Source organism: Collinsella sp. LCP21S3_C7, from assembly GCF_052118485.1.
Lineage (GTDB): Bacteria > Actinomycetota > Coriobacteriia > Coriobacteriales > Coriobacteriaceae > Collinsella.
In genome coordinates, this window is the sequence record NZ_JBQKHC010000006.1 from 43593 (window position 1) to 60947 (window position 17355).

11 protein-coding genes are annotated in these 17355 nt (G+C 62.0%); 8 read left to right on the top strand and 3 right to left on the bottom strand.

Annotated elements, in window-relative coordinates:
• Window positions 1-127: 127 nt before the first annotated feature.
• Complete coding sequence (locus ACTQ1E_RS03945; protein ID WP_441564867.1) at window positions 128-1702, bottom strand: carboxypeptidase M32; 1575 nt, start codon at window positions 1700-1702, stop codon at window positions 128-130.
• A gap of 505 nt (window positions 1703-2207) precedes the next feature.
• On the opposite strand from ACTQ1E_RS03945, the gene pheS reads away from it, so the two are divergent.
• The 6 genes from pheS (at window position 2208) to ACTQ1E_RS03975 (ending at window position 9808) form a co-directional block, all read left to right on the top strand.
• Window positions 2208-3284 (top strand): phenylalanine--tRNA ligase subunit alpha, encoded by a 1077-nt coding sequence (gene pheS, locus ACTQ1E_RS03950; protein ID WP_154517607.1) that lies wholly within the window; start codon window positions 2208-2210, stop codon window positions 3282-3284.
• 181 nt (window positions 3285-3465) lie between these two features.
• Window positions 3466-5919, top strand: a complete 2454-nt coding sequence (pheT, locus tag ACTQ1E_RS03955) for a phenylalanine--tRNA ligase subunit beta (protein ID WP_441564869.1) — start codon at window positions 3466-3468, stop codon at window positions 5917-5919.
• 246 nt (window positions 5920-6165) lie between these two features.
• Window positions 6166-7251, top strand: a complete 1086-nt coding sequence (cbiM, locus tag ACTQ1E_RS03960) for a cobalt transporter CbiM (protein WP_441564871.1) — start codon at window positions 6166-6168, stop codon at window positions 7249-7251.
• Window positions 7229-8065, top strand: a complete 837-nt coding sequence (locus tag ACTQ1E_RS03965) for an energy-coupling factor transporter transmembrane component T family protein (protein ID WP_441564873.1) — start codon at window positions 7229-7231, stop codon at window positions 8063-8065. Before cbiM ends, ACTQ1E_RS03965 begins: the two co-directional genes overlap by 23 nt.
• 44 nt (window positions 8066-8109) lie before the next feature.
• Window positions 8110-8880, top strand: a complete 771-nt coding sequence (locus tag ACTQ1E_RS03970; protein WP_441564875.1) for an energy-coupling factor ABC transporter ATP-binding protein — start codon at window positions 8110-8112, stop codon at window positions 8878-8880.
• 79 nt (window positions 8881-8959) lie between these two features.
• The gene (locus tag ACTQ1E_RS03975) at window positions 8960-9808 is read left to right on the top strand and encodes a hypothetical protein (RefSeq protein WP_427795218.1); all 849 of its coding nucleotides are present in this window, start codon (window positions 8960-8962) and stop codon (window positions 9806-9808) included.
• Here the strand turns inward: ACTQ1E_RS03975 and ACTQ1E_RS03980 are convergent.
• Both ACTQ1E_RS03980 and pyk read right to left on the bottom strand, forming a co-directional pair.
• The gene (locus tag ACTQ1E_RS03980; RefSeq protein WP_441564877.1) at window positions 9805-10878 is read right to left on the bottom strand and encodes a hypothetical protein; all 1074 of its coding nucleotides are present in this window, start codon (window positions 10876-10878) and stop codon (window positions 9805-9807) included. The two genes, ACTQ1E_RS03975 and ACTQ1E_RS03980, sit on opposite strands and share 4 nt — an antisense overlap.
• A 421-nt stretch (window positions 10879-11299) precedes the next feature.
• Entirely contained in the window at window positions 11300-12760 is a 1461-nt protein-coding gene (gene pyk, locus ACTQ1E_RS03985) for a pyruvate kinase (RefSeq protein WP_441564879.1), read from the bottom strand.
• A gap of 442 nt (window positions 12761-13202) precedes the next feature.
• On the opposite strand from pyk, the gene ACTQ1E_RS03990 reads away from it, so the two are divergent.
• Window positions 13203-15884: a cation-translocating P-type ATPase gene (locus ACTQ1E_RS03990; RefSeq protein WP_441564881.1), complete on the top strand. Its 2682-nt coding sequence runs from the start codon at window positions 13203-13205 to the stop codon at window positions 15882-15884.
• A gap of 504 nt (window positions 15885-16388) precedes the next feature.
• The gene (rsgA, locus tag ACTQ1E_RS03995; RefSeq protein ID WP_427795936.1) at window positions 16389-17342 is read left to right on the top strand and encodes a ribosome small subunit-dependent GTPase A; all 954 of its coding nucleotides are present in this window, start codon (window positions 16389-16391) and stop codon (window positions 17340-17342) included.
• Window positions 17343-17355: the final 13 nt, after the last annotated feature.

Sequence of the window (17355 nt, forward strand, 5' to 3'; positions counted from 1 at the left end):
GGCGCGACCAGAAGGTCAGCGCCCTTTCATTTCACGTCACCTTGCTCGCTTGGGGCCGTTTTCGCTGACGTTGCCAAGACATCGACGTCAACATGGTTGGCGTTGGCGATGGCGTGCTGGTCAATCCTTACAGCTGGTACAGCGTGGTGAACTTGTCCTGCAGGTAGCTGCAGTAGTAGCGGGCATCGAATGCCATACCGCACGCGCCCTTGATGAGCTCCGGCGCGTCCTTGGCGCGGCCCCACTGCCAAATGTGCTCGCCCAGCCAAGCACGGACGGGTGTCAGGTCGCCGCTCGCACAGGCGCCGTTAAGGTCGACACCGTCGCGGCACATGGCCGGCACAAACATGGCATCGTAGGCGCTGCCCAGCGCATACGTGGGGAAGTAGCCAAACGAGCCGCCGCTCCAGTGCGTATCCTGCAGGCAGCCGCGCGTGTCGTCGGGAACAGGAATGCCCAGGTACTCGTCCATAAAGCGATTCCAAAGCGCGGGGATGTCCTTGGCCGTGGCCTCGCCGGCAAACAGCATGCGCTCAATCTCGTAGCGCACCATAATATGCAGCGGGTAGGTGAGCTCGTCGGCCTCGGTACGGATCAGCGACGGCTGAGCGATGTTCACGGCGTGGTAGAGCGTGTCCTCGTCCACGTTGCCGTAGACCTCGGGCGCGTGACGGCGCAGCACTTCGAGCAGCGGGCCCATAAAAGCGCGACTGCGGCCTACGGTGTTCTCAAAGAAGCGGCTCTGGCTCTCGTGAATGCCCATGGAGGTGCCGCCCTCCAGACACGTGCGCGCGTAAGCGGGATTGACGCCCAGCTCGTACATGGCGTGCCCCGCCTCGTGGATGATGCTATAGACGTTGGAGATGCAGTCGTTCTCGTAGATGTGCGTGGCGATGCGCGCATCGCCCACCGAGAAGCCCTCGCTAAACGGGTGCTCGGTAAAGGCGAGCGTGGTGTCGTCCAGGTTAAGGCCGACGAGCTTCATCAGGTCGAAGCTCATGGCGCGCTGGGCGGCCTCGGGCACGCGGGCATGCAAAAAGTCGGCAGTAGGCTGCTGCCCGCGCTCGCCGATGGCGTGCACGAGCGGCACGACGGTGGCCTTGACCTCGTCACAAAACGCATCGAAGCTCTTGGCGGAAAGGCCGCGTTCGTACTGGTCGAGCCAAACATCGTATGGGTCGCGCTTGGGGTCCATGAGCTCGGCCTGATGCTTAAGTTGGGCGACGATTCTATCCACGTAGGGCTCAAAGCTCGCCCAGTCGTTGGCCGTCTTGGCCTTGTGCCACACGGCGTCGGCCTCGCAGGTGAGCCTGGTCCAGGCTTCGGCTTCTTCGGTGGGAATGGCGCTTGCCTCGCGCTGGTCGCGGCCGAGCACACGGATCTCGTCGAGCAGCTGCGGGTCGTCGATCTTGCCGCCGGCGACGGTCTCGTGTGCCAGCGAGCCTACAAGCTCGACGGACTTTTTGCTGGTCAGGAGCTTGTGATGTTCGCCGGCAAGGGTACCCATAGCATCGGCGCGGGCCGCAGCACCGTTGGCGGGGGCAATCGTCGCGCCATCGAACTCGGCAATCTTGAGCAGGTACTCGCGGGTCCATAGTTTGCCTTCGAGCTTGCGGAGCTTCTTGATGCCCTTGCCCGCCTTGGCGTTCTTAGAGGCCTTGGCCACGGCGGCCTTGGCCTTCTTATCGAGTTTCTTTCCCATACCTATATCCTTGATCTCGCAGACCGGACGCCACGGGTGGGCGTGCGGCCAGTTTGCACAGCTATCTGCCTTGTACCCAGTGCGAACAAAACGGAACGCGGCGATATGCTCGCAGAATGTGTTATCCTATAGCCCAATGCGTTGACGGAGAGGGTTTTGCCCGCCGCGTCGCCGGCAAGAGAGGGAAGGTCATGGGCTGCAAGCCTTCCTGCGGTGGCAAGGGCCAAGCGTTCACTCCCGAGCAGCAACCTCAACGGGCGCGCGGCCAGCGGCGGCGAAGCCCCAGTAGGGAAGCCGTGAGCCTCGCGATAAGGGGCACAGAGTGGGCACGGCGGGCCAGACATCCGCCGGGTCAAACAAGGTGGTACCGCGGAATTCAACCGTCCTTGGGCAATGCACATGCCCGAGGACGGTTTTTTGTTACCGAACCGGGCCGCGTTTTTGCAACGCCAGACGGCGGCAGTCGTCCTGGCGAGCGGGGAACGCGAGAGACGAAAGGGAAGACATGAGTCTGATTGATGATCTGGTCAAACTCGAGGAAGAGGCCAAGGAGCTCGTCGCAGGCGCCGACGACGCCGCCAAGCTCGAGGCTGCGCGCGTTGAGCTGCTCGGCCGCAAGGGTCGTATTACCGGCCTGATGCGCATGATGGGCAAGCTCGCCCCCGAGGATCGCCCCGTGATGGGCAAGCGCGCCAACGAGATGCGCCAGCTGATCGAGGGCATGCTCGACGAGCGCACCACCGAGATGAAGGCCGCCGCCCTCAAGCACGCACTGGAGCACGAGGCCGTCGACATCACGCTGCCGGGCATTCGTCCGCAGATCGGCCACCAGCACCTGATCAAGCAGATCATCGAGGAGGCCGAGGATATCTTTAGCGGTATCGGCTACACCGTCGAGTCCGGTCCCATGGTCGACACCTCCTACTACAACTTCACCGCGCTCAACGCCCCCATGGATCACCCGAGCCGCTCGGCCCGCGACACCTTCTATGTGGTCGACAACAACCCCGGCAGCGTCGCGCACCCCGAGGCGCATGCCCACGGCGAGTCCGACGTGCTGCTGCGCACCCAGACCTCGGGCGTGCAGATTCACACCATGGAGTCGCAGAAGCCGCCCATCTACATGATCTGCCCGGGCACCGTCTACCGTCCCGACACGGCCGACGCCTGTCACCTGCCGCAGTTCAACCAGATCGAGGGCCTGGTCGTCGACGAGGGCATCACCTTTGGCGATCTTAAGGGCACGCTCGACTACTTTGTTAAGTGCATGTTTGGCGAGGACCGCAAGACGCGTTACCGCCCGCATTTCTTCCCCTTCACCGAGCCTTCCTGCGAGGTGGACGTGAGCTGCCACGTCTGCGGCGGCAAGGGCTGCAACTTCTGCAAGCACAGCGGCTGGATCGAGATCTTGGGCTGCGGCATGGTCGACCCCAACGTCCTGATCAACTGCGGCATCGACCCCGAGAAGTACACCGGCTTCGCCTTTGGCATTGGCGCCGAGCGCGTCGCGGCCCTGCGCTACGACCTGCCCGACCTCAGAACGCTCATGACAGGCGATATGCGTTTCCTGAATCAGTTTTAAGTTGACCTGTCCCGGCGGCTTCCCGAGCCACCGCACCTTGCCCCTCAAACCGTCGCTTGCGTACCCAAGTACGCGGCGCTCCTCTTTCGGGGCAATCTGCGGCACCTCGGAAACCCGTCTCCGTAGCTGGAGTTTTCCGTCTGTTTATTGCAGACGTTACAGATGAAAGGAGACCAGTTAGATGCGTGTTTCTTACGACTGGCTCAAGACCATGATCGATATTCCGGAGGATCCCAAGACCCTTTCGGACGAATATATCCGTACCGGCACCGAGGTCGAGGCGATCGACACCGTGGGCGAGTCCTTCGACCACGTGGTGACCGCCAAGGTACTCACCAAGACCCCGCACCCCGATAGCGACCATATGTATGTGTGCTCGGTCGACGTGGGTGACAAGAACCTCGACGCCGACGGCAACCCCGCTCCGCTGCAGATCGTCTGCGGCGCGCAGAACTTTGAGGCCGGCGACCACATCGTCACGGCAATGATCGGCGCCGTGCTTCCCGGTGACGTCAAGATCAAGAAGAGCAAGCTTCGCGGCGTCGTGTCCATGGGCATGAACTGCTCCGCGCGCGAGCTCGGCCTGGGTGGCGACCACTCCGGCATCATGATCCTGCCCGAGGATACGCCCTGCGGCATGCCGTTTGCCGAGTACGTGGGCTCGAGTGATACCGTGCTCGACTGCGAGATCACGCCCAACCGCCCCGACTGCCTGTCCATGATCGGCATGGCCCGTGAGACCGGTGCCATCTTCGACCGCGATTTCCACGTTGAGCTGCCCGCCATCAAGGCGGAGACCGGCCGCGCGACCGACGACGAGCTTTCGGTCGAGATCGCCGACGAGGGCCTGTGCGACCGCTATGTCGCCCGCATTGTGCGCAACGTGAAGGTCGGCCCGTCGCCCGACTGGATGGTCAAGCGCCTTAACGCCCTGGGCGTGCGTCCGCACAACAACATTGTCGACATCACCAACTACGTGATGATGCTCACCGGTCAGCCGCTGCACGCTTTTGACCTGGACACCTTTGCCGAGCGCGATGGTCATCGCCGCGTGGTGGTTCGCGCCGCCCAGCAGGACGAGAAATTTACGACCCTCGACGGCGAGGAGCGCACGCTCGACGCCGGCATGGGCCTCATTACCGACGGCGAGCGTCCCGTGGCGCTGGCCGGCGTTATGGGCGGCATGGATTCCGAGATCGAGGACGACACCGTCGACGTGATGCTCGAGAGCGCCTGCTTCGACGCCGGTCGCACCTCGCACACCAGCCGCGACCTGTCGCTGATCTCCGACTCCTCCATCCGCTTTGAGCGCCAGGTCGATGAGACCGGCTGCGTGGATGTGGCCAATGTTGCCTGCGCGCTCATCGAGGAGATCGCCGGCGGCGAGGTCGCTCCCGGCTTCGTAGATGTGTTCCCCGCGCCCAAGACCATCGACAGCATCAAGCTGCGCCTGGCCCGCGTGCACGCCATCTGCGGCGCCGACATCGAGCCCGATTTTATCGAGCGCTCGCTCACCCGCCTGGGCTGCACCGTCGAGCGCGACGGCGAGGACTTTATGGTTACCCCGCCGAGCTTCCGCCCCGACCTGCCGCGCGAGATCGACCTGATCGAGGAGGTCCTGCGCCTGTGGGGCATGGGCCGCGTGACAGCGACCATCCCGGCTGCCAAGAACCACATCGGTGGCCTGACCCGCGAGCAGAAGCTCACCCGCAAGGTCGGCGAGATCCTGCGCGCCTGCGGCCTCAACGAGACCACGACCTTTGGCTTTGCCGCCCCGGGCGACCTGGAGAAGATCGGCATGTCCACCGAGGGCCGCGGCTGCCCCGTGGTACTTATGAACCCGCTGGTGGCCGAGCAGACCGAGATGCGCCGCTCGCTGCTGCCGGGCCTGCTGCAGTCTGTGGCCTATAACGAGGCCCATGGCACGCCCAACGTGCACCTGTACGAGGTCGGCAGCCTGTTCCACGGCCGCGAGAACGCCAGCCTGCCCAAGGAGACCAAGTCCGTGGCGGGCGTGCTCTCGGGCCAGTGGAGCGAGCAGTCCTGGAACATGAAGTACCGCAAGCTGCGTTTCTTCTTTGGCAAGGGCATCGTCGAGGAGCTGCTCGCCCAGCTGCGCATCGAGAAGGTTCGCTTCCGTCCCGTCGAGGGCGAGGGCTATGCCTTCTTGCAGCCGGGCCGTGCCGCCGAGGTTCTGTCTGGCGGCACCGTGCTGGGCTGGGTCGGCGAGATCCACCCCGAGGCGCGCGAGGCCATGGGTATCGACGAGGTCGTCGTTGCCTTTGAGCTCGACCTGGACAAGCTGATCAAGGGCGCCCGCAACCAGGAGAACTACCGCGAGTTCTCGCAGTACCCGGCTGTTGAGCACGATCTTGCTATCGTGGTCGACAACTCCGTGACTTGCGAGGACCTTGAGCGCCGCATTACCAGCGCCGGCGGCAAGCTGCTCGAGGGTGTGCGTCTGTTCGACGTCTACCGCGATCCGGTCCGCGTGGGCGTGGGCAAGAAGTCCATGGCCTTTGCGCTTACGTATCGCTCCGACGACCACACGCTTACCAGCGAAGAGGTCGAAAAAGCGCACCAGAAGATCGTCACCAAGGTGTGCAAGGGCGTAAACGGCGAGGTCCGCGGCTAGGTCCTGCACTGGGGTATGGGTCAGCGGTGGCTGCTGCCGAGCCTTACATGACTGCTATCCTCGGTATAAGGCACTGCTGAGCCTGCATATATGACACGCGCATTGCATAACGGCGTGCTGCTTTGTCGGCAGTGCGCCGTTTTGCTATGATAGCCCGTGGCGTGTTACGAATCTGACAATACGTAACACTGGCAAGGTGATTTAAGCGGCGTTGTAATTCTGTGCGCCGATAACCGGGAGGCGTACATGCACATTCCAGATAATTATCTGTCCCCGCAGACCGATGTCGTCATGGCAGTGGCGATGGTCCCTGTGTGGGTTCACTGCATCAAAAAGGTGCGCGCCACGCTCGACCGCGAGCACATGGCGTTCCTGGGTATCTGCGCCGCATTCTCTTTCTTGCTCATGATGTTCAATGTGCCGCTGCCCGGCGGTACCACGGGTCACGCCGTCGGCGGCGCGCTCATCGCGCTGCTGCTGGGCCCGGAGGCCGCGGCCATCGCGGTTTCGGTCGCGCTGGCGCTGCAGGCGCTGCTGTTTGGCGACGGCGGCATCCTGTCCTTTGGCGCCAACTGCTTTAACATGGCCTTCGTGCTGCCGTTTGCCGCCGCTATCGTGTTCCGTGCGCTCAACAGCCGTTTGCACGACAAGAGCTGGGGCACCTCGGTTTCGGCCGTCGTAAGCGGTTGGGTCGGCCTGTGCCTGGCGGCCCTGTGCACGGCGATCGAGTTTGGTATTCAGCCGATGTTCTTTACCAACGCTTCGGGCGCGCCGCTGTACTGCCCCTTCCCGCTCTCTATTGCCATTCCGGCCATGATGATCCCGCACATGTTGGTAGCCGGCGTGGTCGAGGGCGTGGCGACGGCCGCCATCTACGGTTTCATTAAGAAGACGGCGCCGAGCGTTATCGTCGGGCCCGAGGCCGCCGATGGCCAGCTTGCTGCCGGGGGCGCTGCCGCCAAGAAGACCTCGCTGGTCCCCACGCTCATCCTGGTCGCCGTGCTTGTCGTGGCCACGCCGCTCGGCTTGCTGGCCACCGGTGACGCATGGGGCGAGTGGGACGCTGAGGGCGCCGCGACCGCCGTTCAGGAGGCTGGTGACGACAGTCTGCAGACTTCGGTCGGTCTCGATACCCCGACCTTTGCCGATGCCCTGCCCACGGGCGATTATCTGCAGGCCTATTCCGAGGAGCAGGGCCTTGGCTTTGCCGGCCAGGCCGCGATGTATATCCTCTCGGGCGTGATTGGCGTGGCGGTGCTCACCATCGCCTTTCGCCTGATCTCGCTGACGGTTAAGGAAAGCGGAGCCCATGGCGACGGTCGAGCTGCCTAGCTGGCTTGCGGCCGAGCAGCGTTATGAGCCCGCGGGGGCTCGGCATCGTGTGATGCAAAAGAATGTCCTGCACCTGGCGAGCCTGCTTGAGCGGGTTCGCCTAGGTGGCGGCGTGCATAAGGGCGGGTCGATTATCGACCGCGCCCTTTCTTCCGTTTCGGCGCCAGTGCGTTTGGTGGGGATGTTCGTCTGCGTCCTGTGCGTATGCCTGACGCAGAGCCCGCTGTACTTGATGCTGATGACAGCGATCGCGTTGGTGCTCGTTGCGGTGCGCCCCGTACGCGGGCTGCGCGCGACCTTTGTGCCGGCGTTGGCTGCAGCGGGGTTTGCCGTGGTTTTGGCGCTGCCGGCCCTGCTGCTGGGTGCTTCTGCCACGGGCGCCATGCTCAAGATTGCGCTCAAGACATTCATTAACGTGACGCTGGTGCTGGGTGTTTCGTGGACGCTTACCTGGAGTCGCATGTCGGCCGCGCTTAAGATGCTGCACCTGCCCGACGAGGTTATCTTTACGTTTGATATGGCGCTCAAACACATCGAGGTGCTGGGTCGCACGGCGCACGACCTGTGCGAATCGGTCATGCTTCGCAGTGTGGGCCGCGCGCCTGCAGGATTTTCGCGTACCGATTCGATCGCGGGTATCATGGGCATGACCTTTATCAAGGCGATGGAATGCAGCCGCGCGATGGACGAGGCTATGCTTTGCCGCGGTTTTGCCGGCGCATATCCGGCGCCTGCACGGAACGGATTTGGCTGGCGCGACGCGGTCTATGCGGCCGTTGTGGTGCTGCTCGCCGTGTTGTGCGCGGTGCTGTAGCGCGGGCGGTCAAGCCGTCGATGTGAATAGGGAAGGGCGACGTTTTGGCAAACGATACAAATGGTGCGATGGGTGCGAGCGGTGCTGCCGGCGCCAAGGCCACGCCGCTCATCGAGTTTCGTGACGTGGTGTTTTCCTATGCGGGCCATACGGTGGTCGATGGCGTGTCGCTGCAGGTTAATCGCGGTGAGCTGGTTGCGCTGCTTGGACCCAACGGCTGCGGCAAGACGACGATCATGCGGCTTATCAACGGCCTTGAGCTTGCGGATGCGGGTACGTACCTGTTTGATGGACATGTGGTCGATGCGGCATATCTCAAGGATTCCGCGATGGCCCAGCGGTTCCATCAGCGCGTGGGCTTCGTGTTCCAAAACGCCGATGCACAGCTCTTTTGCGCCACGGTCGGCGAGGAGGTCGCGTTTGGCCCGGCTCAAATGGGGCTTTCGGCGGACGAGCTTGGGCGCCGCGTCCGTGATGCCATGGAGCTGTTTCAGGTTGCCGATCTGGTCGATGCCTCGCCCTATCAGCTTTCGGGCGGGCAAAAGAAGCGTGTGGCGCTGGCTGCCGTCGTGTCGATGAACCCCGATATTCTGGTGCTCGACGAGCCTACCAACGGACTTGACGAGGAATCTTGCGACATCGTGGTCAACTTTCTACTGGCTTATGTTGCTGCCGGTAAGACGGTCTTGATGAGCACGCATCATCAGGATTTAGTACGACGTCTTGGGGTCCGTGCGATTTATATCGATCGATATCACCACGTGGTCGAGGCTCCCGTGCCATCATATGGAACCGAAAACGGTGCAGCAGAATAGTTGCCGCATAGTGGGGTTGCGGCCGCGCGCGTGACTTGCTGCGAATGGTATAGTTATCCGGGTTTTTACGGGGGTAGCTATGCCAAGTTGGAATATTCATATCGCTCAGACGGAACGACTTCTGGCGCGTGCCGGCGCGCTTGCCGATAACGTGCGCGACCGCAATGCCTTTTTGTTTGGCAGCGTGGTTCCGGACATTTTTGTGGGGTACATGGTTCCCGGTATTGCCGACCCCATCCCGTATCGCATCACGCACTTTGCCAAGCCCGAGCCCATTCCTAAGCCACGCGAGCATGAGTTTTGGGACACCTATGTGGCGCCGTTGCTTAAAGGTGCGCCGGCGGGTGCGCCGGCTGCAGCGACCTCGATTGTCGAAGAGCGTGAAAGGCTCAATCGGGTGCACTATCCGCAGCGCTACAAAGACGCCGAGCCGGTTGACGGCCCCGGCGCCGCCGAGTTTTCGCTCGCGCCCGATGACGTGGCGCAGTCGCTGCTCGATTTGACGCTGGGCGTTTGGTCGCATCTGGTGGCCGATACCGTGTGGAACACGCGCGTGAACCAATATCTCGAGGCGCGCGGCGGCAAGCCGTGCGAGGAGTTCCGCATTAAGAAGCAGGGAGACTTTGACTGGTTTGGCAAGACGCTCGGCATCGTTTCTATCCCGCGTGCGACCGATCGCCTCTATACCGCGGCGGCCCAGTTTGGTCAGTATTCGATTCCACAAGAGTATGTGCTCAAGACCATTGGCGTTATGCACGAGATTGTGCGCGAAAACCCCGGCGATCCGGATCATCCGCCGTACCGTCTGCTGACCGAAGAGTTCTTTGACGCAACGTTTACCGAGGTCGTCGAGCTAACCGAGGCGGGTTTTGCCGCCCGCGTTGCCGCTTCTGACGTCCCCGCAGTCCCTCTGATCGCTAGCTGCTAGCCGGCTGACTTCGCGGTGAACAGTTCATCCCAATTGACCAATAGCTCCCGCCGAAGGGTTTCTGCGGCAGTGAGTTCCAGCTTAGATTTTGGAACGTAAGGGAGCCCCGCCTTTTTATGAACTAGCTCGGCGATGCAGTTAAAGCTCTTCGTGTCCTTGATTTGATCATAGGTTATCTGGATAGCGTCATAGCCCATGCTTGTGAGGGCGGTGGTGCGCTCGGCATCGGAGAGGCTCGCGGCTTCGCTGTCATGGGCGGAGCGGCCTTGGCATTCCAGAATGACGCCCATGCTGTCGGTGCTGCTCTCTATGAGGATATCGGCGTAGCAGCAGGTTTTGTCATACAGTGAGCGCGCGGCGTCGCTGAGTGGGATGCGCACGTTGTTTGCGATATTGATGCCCATGCCGCCCTCGTTGCGGGGGAGCGAGACAAGCATGGAGGTCTGTACTTCGAAGGGCGAGGCGGTCTGTCCCGTCATGTGCTCGGCCGCCCAGCGCAGTTGTTTAACGCCGCGCAGGCCTGCGGCCTGCTTGGCGAACGCGGCGATATCCGCTGCGGAAAGAAGCGGCGTGCGCTTCCACAAGTTGGTGTCATTGCCCTTGGTGTCGACAACACGTTTCCAACCACAGTCGGGCGGAATGAGCTTAAGCGAAATTGCTTCATCGAGCTGCTGCTGAGCCCGTTTACAAGGCGTGAACACTGCAAAGGAGCCGCACATCTCGTAGCAAGCCATGAGTAACTGGTTGCGTGAGACCTGCGTAGCAAGGTTGAGCAGCGTAAACTCGGGCGACGTGACATCAAATCCATGCTCAGTCTGCCTAAACGACCCAGGAGGCGGCTCTTGGGTTAGCAGACGGCTATGAAATAGCTTTCCGTTCGCGCGCTGTTTTCTTTCGCCCACGAATCTCCAGACTGGTGTGCCGAGCAAGTCTTTAAATACTGGTTGTTTTGAGTAATGCACCAAGCGATGGTCAAGGTCGGGCGGCAGGATTGCCGGATAGAGTCCCAGTATCTGGGGCGGTATGCGATAGTACTGAAAAGCCGTGGGTCCGCAGGCAAGAAATGACATAGCGATCCGATCGTTTGAGCGTAGTTTGGGCTAGAAAAGCTATCGGTTTCGGAAGTGCGGGGAAAAAGACAAACAGGTCAACCACAAGCGGTATTTAAGCCAACTTTATCAGGGGTTTTGTTGAAATAAAAGGGCTTGTGCTCGGGGGTAGGCAATTTTTCCCCGCACTTCCGAAAACGTGGTCGATTTAGACCTTGCTAAAACGATTTATCAGCCCTGTGTGAGGTGTGGGTTTGCCACCGGGCGAACACTTTTAGCGCTTGGGGCTTTATTTTTTGGGCCTCGGAGGGCGGATTTCGCGCTTTTGGTAAAGAAATGGGTGCGTGTCATGCCGTGCGGTAGGCATCGGCGCACAGAAAAAGGGCCCGAAAGGCGAAGCCTTCCGGGCCCTTTTTAATGCAAATGTGCTTGCAAGTGCGATTTAGCGCACCTGAGCGACGTAAGCGACGTTGGTCGAGGAGACCTTGTCCTCAAGCTGGACGCTCATACGGGGATCGCCGGCGGTAGCGACGGTCAAATCGCCGGTCTCGACGTAGCCGAGCTCCTTAGCGGTCTCGATCGCCTTGACGATCGTGCCGTTGACGGTGCCCTGGGTAATCTCGGCCTTGTGCGGGATAACGCCCCAGTACATGATCATCTGCTGGACGGCCCAGTCGTGGCGGGAGAACGCGCAGATCGGCATGTTGGGACGGAAGTGCGAGATCAGGCGAGCGGTACGGCCGGTGGTCGTCGGCACGGTGATGCACTTGGCGCCAACGGTGGTGGCCATGTTCACAGCGGACATACCCACAACGTTGTTGACGACGCGGGTGCCGTGAGCATCGGCCGGAACCTCGAGCGGAGCGTGAGCCGGGAGGTACTTCTCGGTCTCGAGAGCGATGCTGGCCTGCATCTTGACGGCCTCGACCGGGTACTTACCGGCAGCGGACTCGCCGGACAGCATGACGGCGTCGGTACCGTCGTAAATGGCGTTAGCAACGTCGGCAACCTCGGCGCGCGTCGGGCGCGGGTTCTGCTGCATGGAGTCGAGCATCTGCGTAGCGGTGATAACGGGCTTGTAGGCCGCGTTGCACTTGGCGATGATCTCCTTCTGGATGTGCGGAACGAGCTCGGGCTTGATCTCGATGCCCAGGTCGCCACGGGCGACCATGATGCCGTCGGAAGCCTCGAGGATCTCATCGAAGTTCTCGACGCCCAGGGCGCACTCGATCTTCGGGAAGATCGTCACGTGCTCGCCGCCGTTCTCGCGGCAAAGCTCACGGATGCCGCGGACAGACTCGCCGTCACGGATGAAGGAAGCGGCGATGTAGTCGATGTTCTCGGTCAGGCCAAAGAGGATGTCCTGACGATCGCGCTCGGTGATGGCGGGCAGCGAGATGTTGACGTTGGGCATGTTGACGCCCTTGCGCTCGCCGATCAGGCCGTCGTTCTTGACGACGCAGGTCATGTCCTGGCCGTCGACGGACTCGACCTCGAGAGCAACCAGGCCGTCATCGATCAGGATGAGGGAGCCCTTCTCGACCTCGGAGGGCAGAGCCAGGTAGTCGAGGGAGATGTGCTCAGCGGTGCCGTGGAAATCCTCGGACGTGGGCTGAGCGGTGACGACGATCTTGTCGCCGGTCTTGACGGCAACCTTCTTGCCGTCGACCAGAAGACCGGTGCGGACCTCGGGGCCCTTGGTGTCGAGCAGGATGCCGACGGGCATACCGAGCTCCTTGGAAATACGACGGACGCGCTCGATGCGACCGTGGTGCTCGTCGTAGGAGCCGTGCGAGAAGTTAAAACGGGCGACGTTCATGCCCGCCTTGATCATCTCGCGGATGGTCTCGTCGCTATCGCAGGCGGGACCCATGGTGCATACAATCTTAGTGCGCTTGTACATTCAGACCTCCATCTGACATCGTCTTGCGCTGATAGATAAACCATAAGAAATAAAACTGAGTTGATTATAACGAAATACCGACCGAATACCCCAAAAAATCGACCGTATGCCGAATTAGAAGTTCATTTTTTACGGAAAAAACGGTATATGAAAAAACTTTATCAACCGCTCTAACCGCTGCTATCTGGGCGATATTTTAGTTTGGCGACGCGCCTAAGAAAAAACGTTTTATCAGTATTGAGCATCACACGGTCCGCATCGTTGCATACGGACCATATTTCCAAATGGATTGTTTTGGCTAGACGCGTCGCTTTGGGGTACCATAGCTCCACTATCAACTGCCGCTCAGCACGGCAGCCTTGATGAGCCCTTGCCCTTCTCCTGGGAATTATGATCGGGCATCAATCTGCTGAGTGGCCCGAATCCCAGGAGGGGACTCTATATGCAAAAGGAATACCTGTCCGCCGCGGCGGAGGTGCTCAGCGACCAAGGTGTCGATGAGAACCTCGGCCTGAGCAACGACGAGGCGTCGTCGCGCCTCGCCAAGACAGGCCCTAACAAGCTTGAGGAAGCCGAGAAGACGCCGCTGTGGAAGCGTTTCTTTGAGCAGATGGCCGACCCCATGGTCATCATGTTGATCGTTGCCGCCGTTATCAGCGCGCTCACGGGCATGGTTAAGGGCGAGGCGGACTTTGCCGATGTCGCCATCATCATGTTCGTCGTTATCGTCAACTCGGTGCTGGGCGTGGTCCAGGAAGCCAAGAGCGAGGAGGCCCTCGAGGCCCTTCAGGAGATGAGCGCGGCGCAGTCCAAGGTTCTACGCGACGGCAAACTCGTGCACCTGCCGAGCGCCGAGCTCGTACCCGGCGACGTGATCATGCTCGAGGCGGGCGACTCCGTCCCGGCCGACTGCCGCGTGCTCGAGAGCGCCACGATGAAGATCGAAGAGGCCGCGCTCACCGGCGAGTCGGTGCCGGTCGAGAAGCACGCCAACGTGATCGAGCTTGCCGCGGGCACCGATGACGTGCCGCTCGGCGACCGCAAGAACATGTGCTACATGGGCTCCACCGTTGTGTACGGCCGTGGCCGCGCCGTCGTGGTCGGCACCGGCATGGATACCGAGATGGGCAAGATCGCCGGTGCCCTGGCCGAGGCCAAGGAAGAGCTCACGCCGCTGCAGGTGAAGCTCGCCGAGCTCAGCCGTATCCTCACCATTATGGTGATCGTCATCTGCGTCGTGATCTTTGGCGTCGACATCGTCCGCCACGGCGTGGGCAACGTCCTTACCGACCCGACTGCCCTGCTCGACACCTTTATGGTCGCCGTCTCGCTCGCCGTCGCTGCCATCCCCGAGGGCCTGGTCGCCGTCGTGACCATCGTGCTGTCGCTTGGCGTGACCAAGATGGCCAAGCGCCAGGCAATTATCCGCAAGCTCTCTGCCGTCGAGACTCTCGGCTGCACGCAGACCATCTGCTCCGACAAGACCGGTACCCTTACCCAAAACAAGATGACCGTCGTCAAGCACGAGCTCGCTGCGCCTAAGGAGAAGTTCCTGGCAGGCATGGCGCTGTGCTCCGATGCCCAGTGGGACGAGGAACTGGGTGAGGCCGTGGGCGAGCCGACCGAGTGCGCGCTCGTCAACGATGCCGGAAAGGCGGGCCTCTCTGGTCTGACTGCCGAGCACCCGCGCGTGGGCGAGGCCCCGTTTGACTCGGGCCGCAAGATGATGTCCGTGGTCGTTGAGACCCTGGACGGCGAGTACGAGCAATACACCAAGGGCGCGCCCGACGTGGTGATCGGCCTGTGCACCCACATCTACGAGGGCGATAAGGTCGTCCCCCTGACCGAGGAGCGTCGTGCCGAGCTCGTGGCCGCCAACAAGGCCATGGCCGACGAGGCCCTGCGCGTGCTGGCGCTGGCAAGCCGCACCTACACCGAGGTCCCGAGCGACTGCAGCCCCGCCGCCCTCGAGCACGACCTGGTCTTCTGCGGCCTGTCCGGCATGATTGACCCGGTCCGCCCCGAGGTCGCCGACGCCATCCGCGAGGCCCACGATGCCGGTATCCGCACCGTCATGATCACGGGCGACCACATCGACACCGCCGTGGCCATTGCCAAGCAGCTGGGTATCGTCACCGATCGCAGCCATGCCATCACCGGTGCCGACCTCGATCGCATGAGCGACGAGGAACTCGACGCGCACATCGAGGACTACGGCGTGTACGCCCGCGTCCAGCCCGAGCACAAGACCCGTATCGTCGAGGCTTGGAAGTCGCGCGACCAGATCGTGGCCATGACGGGCGACGGCGTCAACGACGCCCCGTCCATCAAGCGTGCCGACATCGGCGTTGGCATGGGCATCACCGGTACCGACGTTACCAAGAACGTTGCCGACATGGTGCTTGCCGACGACAACTTCGCCACCATCATCGGTGCCTGCGAAGAGGGTCGCCGCATCTACGACAACATCCGCAAGGTCATCCAGTTCCTGCTTTCGGCCAACCTTGCCGAGGTGTTCTCGGTGTTTATCGCCACGCTCATCGGCTTTACCATCTTCCAGCCGGTGCAGCTGCTGTGGGTGAACCTGGTTACCGACTGCTTCCCCGCGCTCGCGCTGGGCATGGAGGATGCCGAGGGCGACATCATGAAGCGCAAGCCGCGCAACGCCAAGGACGGCGTCTTTGCCGGCAATATGGGCCTGGACTGCGTGGTCCAGGGCTTGATCATTGCCGCTCTGGTGCTGGCGAGCTTCTTTGTGGGCGTGTACTTTGACATGGGCTACATCCACATCTCCGATATGATCGCCGGCGTCGCCGACGAGGAAGGTGTGATGATGGCCTTCATCACGCTCAACATGGTCGAGATCTTCCACTGCTTTAACATGCGCAGCCGTCGCACGTCGCTGTTTAAGATGAAGAAGCAGAACAAGTGGCTGTGGGCCTCTGCCGCGCTGGCGCTGGTGCTGACGGTGATCGTAACCGTGCAGCCGACGCTTGCCGAGATGTTCTTTGGCCCCGTGACGCTTGAGCTCAAGGGCGTTATCGCCGCGCTGGGCCTTGCCTTCCTGATCATTCCGCTGATGGAGAGCTACAAGGCGATCATGCGCGCAGTCGAGAAGGAGTAACGTACCTGTCCGGGTCCGCCCCACGCCCTTTCTCCCTCACTGGTCCTCGCGCTTCGCGCTGCGGGATCGTTCGGGAGAAAGGGCTTCCGGGGCGGGCCCTGCGGTATCCTTGCTGGCTTTTCTCCCGCGCGGATGATAAAGGGCTGAGGGAAAGTTTGTGAGCCGGTCGAGCGTTTGCTCGACCGGCTCTTTTTGAGTTAGGGCTTTGCCCGGCCAGCTCTTTTTGATTTAAAATACCTGCTCAGTTGTGATTTGTGGTGCTGGGAGGCGCTTGTGGGCAAGGCTAGGGCTAAGGCGAAGAAAAAGACGACGGGGGCGCGGGCCAAGCGTGATCGTCGTCGGAAGCTTGCGACCGAAGCCCCCGCGTCTGCCGAGGAGCTGCTGGCGAGCGTGCCGGGACTCGATGCGCTGCAGGATGTTCCGGCGTTTGGCGATCTGCCGGTCGCCGCGGCTCAGCAGGCAGCATTTGACGATTTTTGCGCCCAAGCCGAGGAGCCCGAGCAGATGCAACTGGGTGCCGTGGTGCGCTTAGATCGCGGGTTTCCGCTGGTGGCGACGGCCGACGATACCTTTCGTGCCGAGCATGCCGTGGGGTTTGCCAAGTCGCGCGGCGAGGACGAGGTACTGCTGCCGGCTGTGGGCGACCGTGTGGCGGTGCGTCGTGCACCCGGGCACGACATGGGCGTAATCGAATGCGTCCTGCCGCGACGCACGAGTTTTGAGCGTTGGCGTGGCCGCGCCCGCGGCGAGCGTCAGGTGCTTTGTTCCAACGTGGATAGCGTGCTGATCGTGCAGGCACTTGGCGCCGGCGAAGTGCTGCTCGACCGCGTGGCGCGCTCGCTGGTGTTGGCGCTCGACTGCGATGCCGAGCCGGTGGTGGTGCTTACCAAGGCCGACCGCTGCGAGGCCGCGGAACTCGAGCGCGATCTGGATCGCGTGCGCCGTCTGGTGGGCCCGGACGTGCGCGTGATCGTGACGTCCTCTGCCGAAGGCCGTGGTTTGGATGAGGTGCGCGCCTGTGTGCCGGCGGGAACGTGTGCCATGATCCTGGGTGAGTCGGGGGCCGGAAAGTCGACGCTGCTCAATGCGCTGCTGGGCCACGATGCGCTGGCTACCGGTGGTGTGCGCGAGCGCGACGACCAAGGCCGCCATACCACGGTCGCGCGCGTGATGGTGGCGCTGCCGGGCGACGCCGGCGTCATTGCCGACGCTCCGGGCCTGCGCAGTTTGCCACTCGTTGGTCACGAGCGGGGCCTAGCGCGTGCCTTCCCCGAGATCGTCGAGGCGTCGCGTGCGTGTCGGTTTGGCGACTGCACGCATACCCACGAACCGGGCTGCGCCGTTCGCGAGGCCGCCGATGCCGGGCAGATCGATGGCCTGCGCCTGGAAACGTTCCAAAACTTGGCGTCATCCATGCGTGTGAGTGCCCAAATGCTCGATCCCGATGTCCATCTGTAATTGAATTTATCTA